We start from the raw sequence: 14,573 nt of genomic DNA on the forward strand, positions 1-14,573 counted from the left end.
CATGACCGTTCATTTCATTGGCGCCGGGCCAGGCGCCGCCGACCTGCTGACGCTGCGCGGGCGCGATATCATCGCGTCCTGCCCGGTATGCCTGTACGCCGGATCACTGGTGCCCGAAGAAATTCTGGATCATTGCCCCGAAGGCGCGAAGATCGTGAACACCGCACCGATGGATCTGGATCAGATCATGGCGGAGATCGAGACCGCGCATCAGGCTGGTCACGACGTGGCGCGGCTGCATTCCGGCGACCTGTCGGTCTGGTCGGCAATGGGCGAACAGATTCGGCGCATGAAACAGATGGGCATCCCGGTCAGCGTCACCCCCGGCGTTCCGTCCTTTGCCGCGGCCGCCGCGGCGCTTGGCACGGAACTGACCCTGCCCGGACTGGCACAATCTGTTGTTTTGACCCGTACGCCGGGCCGCGCATCGTCCATGCCCGAAGGCGAGACGCTGGAAAACTTTGCCCGCACCGGCGCAACACTTGCCATCCACCTGTCGATTGGCAATCTGGACAAGGTGATCGCCGACCTTACACCGGCCTATGGCGCGGATTGTCCGGTCGCCGTCGTGTATAGGGCAAGCTGGCCGGATGAAAGGATCATCCGCGCGACGCTGAACACATTGAAAGAGTCTCTGGACGAGAGCATTTCGCGTACCGCGCTGATCCTTATCGGTCCTGCCTTGGCGGGTGAAGGATTTGACGAAAGTTGCCTGTATTCAAAGACCTATGATCGTCGCTACCGCCCGCAAAGTGCGGAAAGCCCCTGGTCGAGCTGGAGCCACGGCGATGACTAACCCCCCGGGATTGCTGATTTCCGCCCCTTCTTCGGGAACCGGCAAGACAACAGTCATGCTGGGCCTTTTGCGTGCGCTGGCCGAAGATGGCTTGTCAGTTCAGCCGTTCAAAAGCGGGCCGGATTATATCGACCCGGCGTTTCATCGGGCGGCAGCCGGGCGGGCCTCGTTCAATCTGGACAGCTGGGCGATGGGCGACCCCTTGCTGAACGCGATTTCAGCCCAGGCCGAAGGCGCGGATATCGTTGTGGCCGAAGGCTCGATGGGCCTGTTCGATGGCGTCGCAAAACCCGGAGAACTCGGGCACGGGTCCAGCGCTGAGACAGCGCAGCGCATGGGCTGGCCCGTTGTACTGGTGCTGGATGTAGGCGGTCAGGCGCAATCTGCGGCGGCGACAGCACTTGGGTTCCGAATGTACAATCCGGACCTGCCCTTTGCCGGAGTAATCCTGAACCGCTGTGCCAGCCCACGGCATGAACGCCTGACCCGTCTGGGGATGGAACACGCGGGTCTGCCGGTGCTGGGCGTCCTGCCGCGGCGCGGCGATCTGACCCTGCCTGAACGCCATCTTGGCCTGATTCAGGCGGTCGAACACCCGGATCTGGAAAGTGCCATTGCCGGGTATGCAGTATTTCTGCGTGAACATGTGGACCTTGAGGCGATCAAGGCTGCAGCTTCCTCAGGCCCGAAAGGGCCATCGTCAGCCGCGCTGCCGCGCCCTCCGGCACAACGGATCGCATTGGCACAGGATGCGGCGTTTTCGTTCACCTACCCGCATCTGCTGGAAGGGTGGCGCGTAGCAGGGGCTGAAGTTCTGCCATTTTCGCCACTGGCGAACGAAGCTCCGGCCGCGGATGCTGATCTTGTGTGGCTGCCCGGCGGGTATCCGGAATTGCACGCCGGAACGCTGGCGGCGGCTGATACGTTCCTGTCAGGGCTGCGCAAACATGCCGATACAAAGCCCGTTCACGGGGAATGTGGGGGCTACATGGCCTTGGGCGAAGGGTTGATCGACAAGGACGGTACCCGGCACCGGATGGCCGGATTGCTGGGTCTGGTGACATCATACGAAAAGCGCAAGTTCAATCTGGGCTATCGGCGGGCGGAATTGCTGTCGCCGATGCCGGGGCTTGCCGCTGGTACGGCTTTGCGCGGGCATGAGTTTCATTATTCGTCGATTGTCGAACAGCCAGACCCCCCTTTGGCGCGCGTGTTTGACGCGGAAGGCACCGAAGGACCGCAGACCGGATCGGTACGTGGACACGTGACAGGCACCTTCTTTCATCTGATAGCCGAGGCCTCGGAATGAGCGGTTTTGTTTCCTTCATCGGCTCTGGCCCGGGCGATCCCGAGTTGCTGACGCTCAAGGCGGTGAATCGGTTGCAAAAGGCGGACGCGGTGCTGTTTGACGATCTCAGCAGTGGCCCAATCCTGTCCCATGCGCGCGATGATGCCGATCTGGTCGGGGTAGGCAAACGGGCTGGTCGCCCGTCGCCGAAACAGGATCATGTCAGCCGCTTGCTGGTGGACTATGCCCGTACTGGCCAGCATGTTGTGCGCCTGAAATCCGGTGATGGCGGCTTGTTCGGTCGTCTGGAAGAAGAGCTTGTCGCGTTGCGGGATGCTGGTATCGACTATGAAATCATTCCCGGCATTCCGTCAGCCGTTGCGGCCGCTGCAGCAGCGGGCATCCCATTGACCCGTCGTCTGACCGCCCGCCGCGTGCAATTTGTGACCGGACACGATGTCAGCGGCCAGTTACCGGAAGATCTGAATCTGCCCGCACTCGCGGACCCTTCCGCGACAACAGTGGTTTTCATGGGCAAACGCACCTTCCCCTTGCTCGTCGAGGCACTTCGCTCCCATGGCTTGCCGCTGGATACTCCGGCATTGATGGCCGAGTCCGTCTCGACCCCCGACCAGAAGCTTCGCCGTGCCACCATCGGCGCTTTGGCGGAACAGTTGCAATCCGAAATCGGCACAGCCCCGGCCCTGATCCTGTATGGCCCGCTGGCGGAGTTTGACAATGTATGAGCTGTCCCTGATCGGCATTGGCACGGGCAACCCGGATCACGTGACTTTTCAGGGGGCAAAGGCAATCCGTGATGCCGATCTGATCCTGATCCCGCGCAAGGGCGAGAACAAGGCCGATCTGGCAGGACTGCGTGAAGAGATCATCGCGCAGGTGACAGATACCCCGCCCCGGATCGCTTATTTCGACATTCCCGAACGCCGGACGGAGGACGGCTATCTGCGCGGTGTTGATGAGTGGCACGACGCCATCGCCCTGCGCTGGCAGGAGGCAATGCAGGCTGATCCAGAGGCCCGGAATGTGGCGCTATTGATCTGGGGTGATCCGTCGCTTTATGACAGTTCTTTGCGCATTGCCGCGCGACTGACCCCGCAGCCACGAAAACGGGTAATCCCCGGCATCACCGCTTTGCAGGCGCTGACCGCAGCGCACGGAATTCCGGTCAACGATATTGGGGCGCCTTATGTTGTCACGACTGGCCGAAGGCTTCGCGAACAGGGCTGGCCCGAAGCCGCGACCAAGGTGGCGGTCATGCTGGATGGTGAATGCTCGTTCCAGTCTCTGGAGATGAAGGATTATGACATCTGGTGGGGCGCGTTCGTCGGCATGAAGGAAGAGCTGCTGATCCATGGCCAACTTTCCGAGGTGGCGCAGGCGATTCTGGATACCCGGGCCCGCGCACGGGCCGAGCATGGCTGGATCATGGATATCTATCTGCTGAAAAGGCGCGCGGTCTGACGCAAAGTGGCATAGCAGGTGAGTTTGCCTATCAGGCGGGAAGCTTCGATGCGAAAAGCCTCATGGCTCAATCGAACCACTAATGGACGGCGCACTCCTCCGACGTTCCACCCCACAAGAATGTGAATGCGTCGGTGCTGAATTTCTGGCATCACAAGGTCGTCCACACCAAATGAGGCAATGCTATGAGATTGCTCCGGGTCCTGTTCTGTCTGCTGGCCTATCCCGTTTGGGCTGATGATCCCGACATCCCCGAAGGCTGGGCGGTTTACGTGACCGACAAGTCATATGAGGACCTGGTGGACGCCACCAAAACAGCAGTCAAGGAAAATGGGCTGATCGTGGTGACGCAAGCCGGGCCAACAAAGGCCGCCGCTGCGCGCGGGATCACCATTCCCGGCAACCTGGTGATCGGCGCATTCAACAACGATTTTGCTGTGCGTGTTTTGGAAACATCGACCAACGCGATGATCGAGGCGCCGATCAGGTTTTACGTGACCGAAAACGAAGACGGAACTGCCACCCTGTCCTATAAAACGCCCGGATTTGTGTTTGCTCCTTATGCCTCAGAAGGTGGCGCAAAGCTGAGCGAAATTGCCCGGGAATTGGACGAAAAGTTTCAGGCCGTGGCCGAAGCTGCAGTCAAATAGTCACACTGCCGTGATCTGCCTTGCGTCCGACGGCGTCCTCCGCAATCTGCTGTGCAACTTGTGTATCGGAGCATGACGGATGCAGGACTTTTCACCCCGCGCGGCGGATATTCTGGCCCAACGCCTGTACGAGGCCGGTTGTCGCCATGCTTTCGGTATGCCCGGAGGAGAAGTTCTGACGCTGGTCGACGCGCTTGAGAGGGCGGGTATCACCTTTCATCTGGCCAAACACGAAAACTCGGCCGGTTTTATGGCCGAGGCGGTACATCATCGCGATGGTGCGCCTGCAATTCTGGTGGCGACATTAGGCCCCGGTGCGATGAACGGAATCAACGTGGTGGCGAACGCGTTGCAAGACCGGGTTCCCATGATCGTGCTGACCGGCTGCGTCGACGCGGACGAAGCGCTGACCTATACGCATCAGGTTATGGACCACTCCCGGGTCTACCGCTCGATCACGAAGGGCACGTTTGTAATGACCGCCGAGGGCGCGGATATCGTCGCAGACAAGGCCGTGTCGCTCGCCAATCAGCCACGTCTTGGCCCCGTGCATATCGACGTGCCGATCTCGGTTGCCGATACGCGTGTCAGCAACACGAAACGGCGCCGGCTGACCAAGCCCGCCGCCGTTGCCCCCGAAGGGAACTGCCTTGAAAAGGCCCGGCGCTGGGTCGCCGACGCCGAGCGTCCGCTGGCCATCATCGGGCTTGATGTCCTCTATGACGACTCGCGCTGTGTAGTGCGGGCCTTTCTTGAGCACTTCCGAATTCCTTTTGTAACCACCTACAAGGCCAAGGGTGTGGTGCCCGAGGATCATCCCCTGTGTCTGGGCGCTGCAGGGCTGTCCCCGCTGGCGGACAAGCATCTGGTGCCATTGGTGGAGCAGGCCGATCTGGTCCTGTGCCTGGGTTATGACCCAATCGAAATGCGCCCCGGCTGGCGCGAGATCTGGGACCCCGAGGAAAAGCGCGTGATCGACATCTCGGCGGTCGTCAACGATCACTACATGCATCAGGCCGGGCTCAATCTGGTTGCCGACACAGCGGCCACGCTGGAGGCCATCGCCAAGGGCAATCCCGCGCGCGCGACGTGGCCTGGTGGTGAGCCCGAACAAGTGAAAGCGGCACTGGCGCAAGCGTTCCCGATGGATGACGACTGGGGACCCGCCGCAGTGATCGCGGAATCCCGCGCAGCGCTTCCACCTGAAACCCTGGCGACGGCCGACAGCGGCGCGCATCGCATCCTGCTCAGCCAGATGTGGGAATGTTCTGAGCCGCGCGGGCTGATACAATCCTCGGCCCTGTGCACCATGGGCTGCGCCGTGCCGATGGCCATAGGCCTGAAACTGGCAGAACCGGACCATCCCGTGATCAGCTTTTCCGGCGACGCCGGTTTCCTGATGGTCGCCGGTGAGCTTTCGACGGCTGCTGAAATGGGTGGCAATCCGATCTTTCTGGTCTTTGTCGATGCCAGCCTTGCGCTGATTGAGCTAAAGCAGCGCCAGCGTCAGATGGGCAACCGGGGCGTTGACTTCGACCGCCACGATTTTGCCGCCATGGGGCGCGCCTTTGGCGGCAATGGCCACACTGTTCGCAATCGCGCCGAATTGCGCGCGGCACTGGATGCCGCCATAAAAGCCGACACATTCACGGTCATCGCCGCTGAGATTGAGCGCGGAGGTTACGATGGCCGCATCTGAAGGGCCGCTGAAAGGCGTCAAGGTTCTGGATCTCAGCCGTATTCTGGCCGGGCCGACCTGCACGCAATTGCTGGGCGACTTGGGCGCCAGTGTCATCAAGATCGAAAACCCGGCAACGGGTGGCGACGACACACGGCAGTGGGGCCCGCCATATGTCGAGGATGCGGACGGAAACCGCTCGGACCTGAGTGCTTATTTCATGGCAGCCAACCGCAACAAGAAATCAGTGGCGATCGATATCACGACCGCCAAGGGTCAGGCCGAAATCAAGCGACTGGCTTCGTACGCGGATATTTTGATCGAGAACTTCAAACCCGGCGGGCTGGCCAAATACGGGCTGGACTATGTATCTCTGTCACAGGAGCTTCCGGGGCTCGTGTACTGCTCGATCTCGGGCTATGGGCAAACCGGACCTAATGCGAGCAAACCCGGCTATGATCTGATGGCGCAGGGCTATGGCGGGATCATGTCGCTGACCGGCGACCCCGAAGGCGCGCCGATGAAAGTTGGTGTCGGCATTGCCGACGTGATGTGCGGCATGTACGCCACCGTCGGCATACTGGCGGCTTTACGGCACCGCGACCAGACCGGCGAAGGACAGCAGATCGATCTGGCGTTGGTCGACGCGCAGATCGCATGGCTGATCAACGAAGGTGTGAACTACCTGACATCCGGCAACGTTCCGCAACGGCGAGGCAACGGGCATCCCAATATCGTGCCCTACGACGTCTATGAAACGTCAGACGGCCACGTCATTCTGGCAGTCGGCAATGACACACAGTTTCAAAGATTCTGCCGTTTCATCAACCGCGAAGACCTTGCCGACGATCCCCTTTTTGCAACAAACCCGGCCCGCCTTGAAAACCGCGATGCCCTGAACGCAGTGCTGCGGCCTGCCCTGAAAGGCATGGACACCGCAACGGTGATCGCGGGTCTGGAAGACCAGAAAGTTCCCGTTGGTCCGGTACAAACATTGGATCAGGTTTTTGCCACCGATCAGGCGGCGGCCCGCAACATGCAGATCGCCATGCAAGCGCAGCCCGGGCCCGTGCAACTGATCGGAAATCCGCTCAATTTATCGCGCACGCCGGTCACCTATCGTGCGGCTCCGCCAACATTTGGCGCCGATACCCAGGCCGTTCTGAGCGCCGAAAATCCCTTCGACGATTGAAACACAGTGCCCGTTTCGGCGGCATGTTGCTGAAACATGCCCTTGAATCGGCGGTTTTTTTCGCGTTTTACACACACAGCCTTTCACCAATTCGAGAGCAGGGTCGATACTGTTACGTCCCGTCGGCACACTCTGATAAATCGAACAGTGTCAAATATCGCAATCAGATTGGACCCAAGTATGAAACAAGACGTTTTTGGACAAATGAACACTTTGACCCAGCCGGCAAGCGTCGAAGCGTGGAATGGTGTTCTGCTTGGGTTCATGGCGCATTCAGCGGTCACGCCCCAGCACTTGGGCAAAGTGCTGGAGCTTGAGCCGGATTTTGCGCTGGGTCATGCCATCAAAGGATTGTTCATGGCATTGCTGGGCCGGCGTGAAATGATGCCTGTCGCAGTCGAAGCGCTGACGGCTGCAAATGCCGCAATGGCGCGGCAGCCGATCTCGGCCCGCGAACGTCTTTATGTCGATGCACTGGCGCTTTATCTGGCCGGTCAGTTAGAGCAGGCGGTTCAGAAGTTCGAAGCGGTGCTGCGCGACCATCCGCAGGATACGCTGGCCATGAAACTCAGCCACGCAACCCGGTTTGTGCTGGGCGATGCTCCGGGCATGCGCCGGTCGATCGAACGCATCCTGCCCGCTTATGCGCCGGATCATCCAGGGCGCGGATACCTGCTGGGCTGCCACTCGTTCGCGCTTGAGGAAACCGGTGCCTATGAAAAGGCCGAAATCGCGGGCCGTCAGGCACTGTGGATGGTTTCGGACGACGCATGGGGTCTGCATGCGGTCGCGCATGTGCATGAGATGACCGGCAACGCGCAGCTGGGTCTGGACTGGCTGGCCGGTCGGGAAAACGCCTGGTCGCACTGCAACAACTTCCGCTATCACGTGTGGTGGCACAAGGCGCTGATGCATCTTGATCTGGGCCAGATCGATCAGGTGATGGAGCTGTATGATCACCATATCCGCCAAGACAAGACCGACGATTACCGCGACATCTCGAACGGAACCTCGTTGCTGATGCGGTTGGAGCTTGAGGGCGTAAATGTCGGAAATCGTTGGGAAGAACTGGCCGATTTGTCCGCCGCGCGAACCGAAGATGGCTGTTTGATTTTCGCGGACCTGCATTATCTTCTGGCGCTGACCGGCGACAACCGCACAGACGCCACGGCAAAGATGCTGAACCGCATCCGGCAAGACGCAAAACGCGCCAAGGATGACACTACCCGCCGCATGGCCGATCCCGGCGTAGCCGCGGCACTGGGTCTTGAGGCATTCGCCGACGGACAGCATGGCACCGCCTTTGACCATCTGTGTGCCGCGCGCGGATCAATGCAACTGGCAGGTGGCAGCCATGCGCAACGTGATGTTTTTGAACGTATTACAATCGATTCCGGCCTGCGCGCCGGACGTCTGGATGAGGTTGAGCACATTCTTGACGACCGTCGTGCCAAGCGGGCCGGAGGCGAGGACAACTATGCCCTCGCGCGCCGGGCACTGATCGCAGCGGCACGCGACAGCGGTGACATGCAAAGCGTGCCCGCCGAATAACAATAAAAAGACCAGGAAGGACAGAGAACGTATGGCGACTGTTTCGCCCGCTACTGATTTTGCATCGGTTGCAGCTTCGGCTGCGACCCCTGCCAGCACGCGCGATCCGCGGCTGGATTTCTATCGCGGCATCGCGATGTTCATCATTCTGATCGCGCATATCCCGAACGATCCGTGGGCCAAATGGATTCCGGCACGCTTCGGCTTCTCGGACGCGACAGAGATTTTTGTGTTCTGTTCCGGCATGGCCTCGGCGATTGCCTTTGGCGGGGCCTTTCTGCGCAAAGGCTGGTGGCTGGGCACCGCCCGGGTCGCCTACCGTATCTGGCAGGTCTATTGGGCACATATCGGCCTGTTTTTCTTTGTCGCCATGACCATGGCCGCACTGGACCAGACTGGCACGTTCGAGAAAACATATGTCTCGTCTCTGAACCTGCAGCATTTCTTCAACGATCCTGCGCCGCAGATGGTCGGGATTTTCACACTCACCTATGTACCGAACTATTTCGACATCCTGCCGATGTATCTGGTGGTTCTTGCGATGATGCCCTTGTTCATGGGCCTGTCCCGGATCGGTTTCTGGGCGGTTGCGGCAACCTCGATCGCGATCTGGCTTGTCGCCCAGTTCGGAGTGCTGGCCCTGCCCGCCGAGCCGTGGTCCGACCGCCAATGGTTCTTCAACCCATTTGGCTGGCAATTGCTGTTCTTTACCGGTTTTGCATTCATGCGCGGCTGGATTCCCGCGCCGCCTGTCTCAAAAACACTGATCTGGATCGCGGCGCTGTTCCTGATCTTGTCCGCGCCCTTTGGGTCGTGGAAGGTGTTCCTTTGGGTGAATTCCGCAGCACCGGAACTGGGCGCGCTGATCCGCAAGGCCTGGCCCCTGACCGAGGAATTGCGGAGCAAAACCGAATTCGGACTGTTCCGTTATCTCCATTTCCTGTCACTGGCCTATCTGGGCTGGGTCGCCGCCGGGGAACACGGGCATCGCCTGATCGCCTCGGGTCACGGCGTGGCGGCGCGGATCTGGCATTGGCTGCTGACCGTCATCACCAAGGTGGGTCAGCAATCGCTGGCAGTGTTCGTATTTTCGATGGCAGCGGCACGACTTATCGGCGTTGGACTGGACCAGACCGGGCGGGATTCCGCCGCTGTCTTTGCCGCCAACATAATTGGCTTTGCCATGATCATCGGTGTGGCCTATCTGGCCGCATGGTTCAAATCGCAACCATGGAAATCTAAGAAATGATTCTTACACGCCGCGCATTTCTGACCTTATCGACGGCACTGGCATTTGCCCCATCCGCGTTTGCGACTGGCGGTGAGGTTCCGTTTGACCGCAATGATGTGATTAAGCTTGCCCGCGATCTGGCCAGCCGCCCCTATACGGACCGCGAGATGGTGCCGCAGGAATGGCAGGACCTGACATATCAGCAGTATCGCTCGATCCGGTTCCGGCTGGACCGGGCGCTGTGGTACGAGACCGAGACACCCTTCAACGTCGATTTCTTTACCCCGGGCCTTTATTTTCCGCGCACTGTTCAAGTCTCGACCGTTGAAAACGGCATGACGACGCCGGTCGCGTTCGATCTAGCGATGTTCGACAAATCCGAAGACGTGCCACACCTGCCCGTGGACGAAACTCTGGGCTTCTCCGGTCTGCGCCTGCGCACCGAGATGCACCGCCCCGGTAAAACCGATGAGTTCTGCGTCTGGCAGGGTGCCAGCTATTTCCGCGCCATTGGCCTGCACGAAGTTTACGGCCTGTCAGCCCGCGGGCTGGCGCTGAAGACCGGCGATCCGGATGGCGAGGAATTCCCCGAATTCATCCGTTTCTGGCTGGAGCGCCCCGCGCCTGGCCAACGCAACATGATCGTCCATGCGCTGATGGACAGCCCCAGCGTAACCGGCGCTTACCGCTTTGATGTCACCGCAGGCGCGGATTGCGTGATGGAGGTAGAGGCGACCCTCTTCCCGCGCGAGGATCTGACCCATGTAGGCATCGCGCCCGGAACCTCGATGTTCCTGTTCGATCAGACCAATCACAGCCGGTTCGACGATTTCCGGCCCGCCGTGCATGACAGCGACGGGCTGATGGTGCGCAACGGCGCGGGTGAAGTGCTGTGGCGGCCGCTGGCAAACCCGACGAGGTTGCAGATTTCTTCCTTCGTCGACACCAACCCCGTCGGCTTTGGCCTGATGCAACGGAAACGTGAGTTCTCGGATTACGCTGATCTTGAAGCGAACTATCACAAACGCCCCGGCCTGTGGGTCGAACCCAAAGGCGACTGGGGCAAAGGCTCGGTCACGCTGGTCGAAATTCCTGCGGATCAGGAGATCTACGACAACATAGTTGCCTATTGGCGACCGGCTGCCCCGTATGCTGCGGGCAGCCAGATCGATATATCCTACCGCCTAATCTGGGGCGACAATCCACAGCGTACGCCGATGGCCCGCGTAATCAACACGGCAATGGGCGAAAATACGTTCGGCGAAGGGCGTCTTGCCGTCATCGACTTTGAGGCCAGCGACTTGTTCGACGACCTCGAGGCGATTTCGATCTTTGTGGATTCGCCTCATGCCGAAACCTCGGACGGTGTGTTGCAACGCAACCCCGATACCGGCGGAATGCGGTTGGCATTTTCATTTGAACCCGCCGAACGGGATCATGTCGAACTGCGCGCGCAGTTGCTTGTCGGAAAACAACCGGCCTCCGAGGTCTGGCTGTACAGATGGACCACATGAACCGCGATCTGCATATCATGCCCCCCGAGGCGCCTCTGGCCATGCCGGCGCAGGATTTCAGCGCCGGGTTCCGTGACGCACAGGTTCCGTCCCGGACGGACAATCCGTCTGCCGGGTTCTGGCGCGCCTTGGCTTTTTCACCCGCGATGGCCGCAACGCTGGGCCTGTTGTGGGTGATGTCCGACTGGTTCGGGGCCGAAGGGATCAACCTGATCGAGGGCATTCTGCTGACGCTGATCTCGTTCAATTTCTTCTGGATTTCGTTCACGGTCTGCACAGTTCTTCTGGGCATGGCGTCGCTTGCGCGGCAGGAGCAGCCCAAACACCAGACCCGCCCGACCCCGCTGCGCGTCGCGTTGTTGATGCCGGTTTATAACGAAGTGCCGTGGTTCGTTCTGGGCAATGCCCGGACAATGCTGGAAGAATTGCGTGCGCGCGGCGGCCAGCATCACTATGCCATGTTCATCCTGTCCGACACGCGCGACCCCGAGATTGCAGCGCAGGAACAGGCCAGCGTCGAGGCGCTGCGAACCTCGCTCGCACCCGGGCTGGAGTTGTATTACCGCCGCCGCGAACAGAATACCGACCGCAAGGTCGGCAACATCGCCGACTGGGTCAGCCGTTGGGGCGCGGACTGGGACGCGATGCTGGTGCTGGATGCCGACAGTCTGATGACCGGCCGCGCCATCGCCCGCCTGACGGATTCTCTGGCGCGTGATCCCGGCGCGGGCCTGATCCAGAGTTATCCGCAACTGATCGGTGCGCAGTCGGTCTTTGCCCGGATGCAGCAGTTCGCCAACGGAGTTTATGGCATTGCCTTTGCCGAAGGTTTGGCCCGCTGGTGTGGGCAGGAAGGCAATTACTGGGGCCACAATGCCATCATTCGTACCCGTGCCTTTGCTTCCTGCGCCGGGCTGCCCAAACTGCGATCTTTCAGCGGGCAGGACCAACTGATCATGAGCCACGACTTTGTCGAGGCCGGGTTGTTGCGCCGCGCCGGCTGGGGTGTGCGATTCCTGCCGCGTATTCGCGGATCGTATGAAGAGACACCGCCCACCCTGATTGACCACGCCATGCGCGACCGCCGCTGGTGTCAGGGTAACCTGCAGCACCTGAAACTGCTGGGCTCTGCCGGATTCCGCTCGGTGTCCCGCTTCCACATGTTTCATGGTGCGGTCGGCTATCTGATGTCGCCGCTGTGGTTTGCGCTGCTGGTCATGTGGGCGCTGATCGGTCAGGGCGAAGACGCGTCGGTTCTGCATTACTTCAGCCCCGACAACCCGCTATTTCCGCAATGGCCGGAAATGACTGAAACCCGCCACGTGCTGATCATTCTGGTCATGTATGCAATGTTGCTGGCGCCCAAGGTACTGGGCGTCGTAGCCCTGCCCCTCAGCGGTGTTCGCTATTCCGATTTCGGTGGCGGGCGGCGGTTTTTCATCTCGTTCCTGTCCGAGGTGATCCTGTCGATCCTCTATGCCCCGATCCTGATGGTACAACAGATGATCGCAGTCTTTCGAACTGCATTGGGCATCCAAAAAGGTTGGTCCCCGCAAGCCCGCGACGGCTGTAGCTATAGCCTGCGCACCCTTGTTCTGTGCCACGCTCTGGAAACGATCAGCGGTATCGCACTGAGCGTTGGGATTCTGGCCGGGCTGGTATCGGTCTGGCTGGCCCCGATCGCCATCAGCCTGGCCCTGGCTATACCGCTGTCCGCGCTTAGCGGTGTGTCCGCAGGAACGGCCCGGCGCATGGTCGGTATGCGCGAGGACTTCGCCGAACCCGCAATCACCCGTTCGGCCCGCCGCCACCGTGACGAACTGAAACGCCTGATTGAGGGCAAGGGGACGATGACTCCGGCGGAATGATCAGCTTCCGGACAGGCCTTCGTACCAGTCCACCATCATGTCCGCCCAACCTTTGGGAACACCGTGACCACCGGGAAACAGCGCAAACTCCAGCGCGCTGTTTTCGGCGCAGCCCGTCCAGTTTCGGCGCATGAAATTGCCCGTGATCGAAAACCCGGATGGTTTGGTATCCGGGCATTCATTGGCTTCCCGCCAGATTTCAAACCCAGCAAAGATATCCCCCTGATGGAACCGGCCCCCACCCAGTATGCGCCCCTCCAACGGGACTACATTGTCTGCCCAGCCATGGGTGTGAAACAGCTTGACCGGCCCTGCGCAGCTTTCCGGATTTGGCCGCCAAAAGCCTCCTGACACGGGCACATAGGCCGAAAACGTCTCTGGCGCATCGCAGGCCAGATAGTTCACCATGAACCCGCCTGCGGAAAACCCGCCCAGCACGACCCGGTCACTGTCGATGCCAAATCGGTCGGCTGCGTCCTGCACCACTTCGGTCAGAAAGGCGGTATCGTCCCGCCCCTCCCAGCCGGGATAGAAGTTCCAGCTTTTGCGCCCGTTGCTCATTGCCCCTTCGGGTGCCATCACCGCATAGCCACGCGCGAGCAAGGGATCGACCATATCGCGGTTTTTCATCGCACCGCTGCCGCTGCCGCCATAGCCGTGCAGAAACACGACCAGCGGCGGGTTTTCGGCCTTTGGCAATTCGATGTGGTATTCGCCGGACGTGGTCTCGCACGGACCTTCAGATTCGGCACAAGTGGCCAAAGCCGTTTGTCCGGCGAATGAAAGGCTCAGCGCCAGCCAGAATTTCGCTTTCATCAAATGTCCTCTTTGTAAGCTTCGACCGGCAGCCCTGCGCGCAGCCAACCCGGCCCGGCGGCCGAGCCCAGCATGCCTTCGGGGACGTCGATAACATTGGTAAAACCGGCAGCCGTCAGTTGATTGCTCAGCCGCGCCGACCGGACGCCACGAGCGCAGATCAGTGCAACAGGCGCAGACCGATCGCCATCGGCAAGCTGCGTGAGCACCTGCAAGAAGTCCTTGCGGCGCATATCAAGCGGATGCGCGCCCCTGCCAATCCCGGTTGCGCGCCATTCCCGGGGTGTGCGGATATCCACCAGCAGGATGTCCCCCGAAACTGCCTTCTGATACGCGCCGGCGGCCTGAATCCGTCCACCGGAATAATTCTGTGGAATCAGACGGTACTGCCGTATCGCAAAGCCGGCGGCGATGGCGGCACCAACACCCAAAACTACCCGCCTTCGCGTTCGGTTCACTTTTTCTGCCACGCCGCGCTCCCATGCCGACAAATCGGTTTTATCACAG

13 protein-coding genes are annotated in these 14,573 nt (G+C 60.4%); 11 read left to right on the forward strand and 2 right to left on the reverse strand.

All coding sequences use genetic code 11. The features are described 5' to 3' along the window. Position 1: 1 nt before the first annotated feature. From cobM to mdoH, 11 genes are all read left to right on the forward strand, one after another. The gene (gene cobM, locus ACR0CG_RS19310) at positions 2 to 796 is read left to right on the forward strand and encodes a precorrin-4 C(11)-methyltransferase (protein WP_480526908.1); all 795 of its coding nucleotides are present in this window, start codon (positions 2 to 4) and stop codon (positions 794 to 796) included. Next, complete coding sequence (locus tag ACR0CG_RS19315) at positions 789 to 2,105, forward strand: cobyrinic acid a,c-diamide synthase CobB (protein WP_480526910.1); 1,317 nt, start codon at positions 789 to 791, stop codon at positions 2,103 to 2,105. The genes cobM and ACR0CG_RS19315 overlap by 8 nt, the downstream gene beginning before the upstream one ends. Continuing rightward, positions 2,102 to 2,830: a uroporphyrinogen-III C-methyltransferase gene (gene cobA, locus ACR0CG_RS19320; protein WP_170808263.1), complete on the forward strand. Its 729-nt coding sequence runs from the start codon at positions 2,102 to 2,104 to the stop codon at positions 2,828 to 2,830. Before ACR0CG_RS19315 ends, cobA begins: the two co-directional genes overlap by 4 nt. Beyond that, positions 2,823 to 3,566 (forward strand): precorrin-6A synthase (deacetylating), encoded by a 744-nt coding sequence (cobF, locus tag ACR0CG_RS19325; RefSeq protein ID WP_480526911.1) that lies wholly within the window; start codon positions 2,823 to 2,825, stop codon positions 3,564 to 3,566. Before cobA ends, cobF begins: the two co-directional genes overlap by 8 nt. Positions 3,567 to 3,751: 185 nt before the next feature. Beyond that, positions 3,752 to 4,216, forward strand: coding sequence for a DUF302 domain-containing protein (locus tag ACR0CG_RS19330; RefSeq protein WP_480526913.1), 465 nt, complete (start codon positions 3,752 to 3,754; stop codon positions 4,214 to 4,216). Positions 4,217 to 4,295: 79 nt separating this feature from the next. Next, a complete protein-coding gene (locus ACR0CG_RS19335; RefSeq protein WP_480526914.1) occupies positions 4,296 to 5,915 on the forward strand; it encodes a thiamine pyrophosphate-binding protein in 1,620 nt (539 codons plus the stop codon). After that, the gene (locus ACR0CG_RS19340; RefSeq protein WP_480526915.1) at positions 5,902 to 7,086 is read left to right on the forward strand and encodes a CaiB/BaiF CoA transferase family protein; all 1,185 of its coding nucleotides are present in this window, start codon (positions 5,902 to 5,904) and stop codon (positions 7,084 to 7,086) included. Before ACR0CG_RS19335 ends, ACR0CG_RS19340 begins: the two co-directional genes overlap by 14 nt. A 180-nt stretch (positions 7,087 to 7,266) precedes the next feature. Beyond that, the gene (locus ACR0CG_RS19345; protein ID WP_480526917.1) at positions 7,267 to 8,637 is read left to right on the forward strand and encodes a tetratricopeptide repeat protein; all 1,371 of its coding nucleotides are present in this window, start codon (positions 7,267 to 7,269) and stop codon (positions 8,635 to 8,637) included. A gap of 31 nt (positions 8,638 to 8,668) precedes the next feature. Continuing rightward, entirely contained in the window at positions 8,669 to 9,886 is a 1,218-nt protein-coding gene (locus ACR0CG_RS19350; RefSeq protein ID WP_480526919.1) for an OpgC family protein, read from the forward strand. Further along, a complete protein-coding gene (locus tag ACR0CG_RS19355) occupies positions 9,883 to 11,382 on the forward strand; it encodes an OpgD/OpgG family glucan biosynthesis protein (RefSeq protein ID WP_480526921.1) in 1,500 nt (499 codons plus the stop codon). Before ACR0CG_RS19350 ends, ACR0CG_RS19355 begins: the two co-directional genes overlap by 4 nt. After that, entirely contained in the window at positions 11,379 to 13,250 is a 1,872-nt protein-coding gene (gene mdoH / locus ACR0CG_RS19360; RefSeq protein WP_480526974.1) for a glucans biosynthesis glucosyltransferase MdoH, read from the forward strand. Before ACR0CG_RS19355 ends, mdoH begins: the two co-directional genes overlap by 4 nt. Here the strand turns inward: mdoH and ACR0CG_RS19365 are convergent, their stop codons facing one another. Both ACR0CG_RS19365 and ACR0CG_RS19370 read right to left on the reverse strand, forming a co-directional pair. Beyond that, the gene (locus ACR0CG_RS19365; protein ID WP_480526923.1) at positions 13,251 to 14,066 is read right to left on the reverse strand and encodes a CE1 family esterase; all 816 of its coding nucleotides are present in this window, start codon (positions 14,064 to 14,066) and stop codon (positions 13,251 to 13,253) included. After that, the gene (locus tag ACR0CG_RS19370; RefSeq protein WP_480526924.1) at positions 14,066 to 14,536 is read right to left on the reverse strand and encodes a rhodanese-like domain-containing protein; all 471 of its coding nucleotides are present in this window, start codon (positions 14,534 to 14,536) and stop codon (positions 14,066 to 14,068) included. The genes ACR0CG_RS19365 and ACR0CG_RS19370 overlap by 1 nt, the downstream gene beginning before the upstream one ends. Between the last annotated feature and the right edge of the window lie 37 nt (positions 14,537 to 14,573).

It is taken from the genome of Ruegeria sp. AB8 (assembly GCF_056542605.1).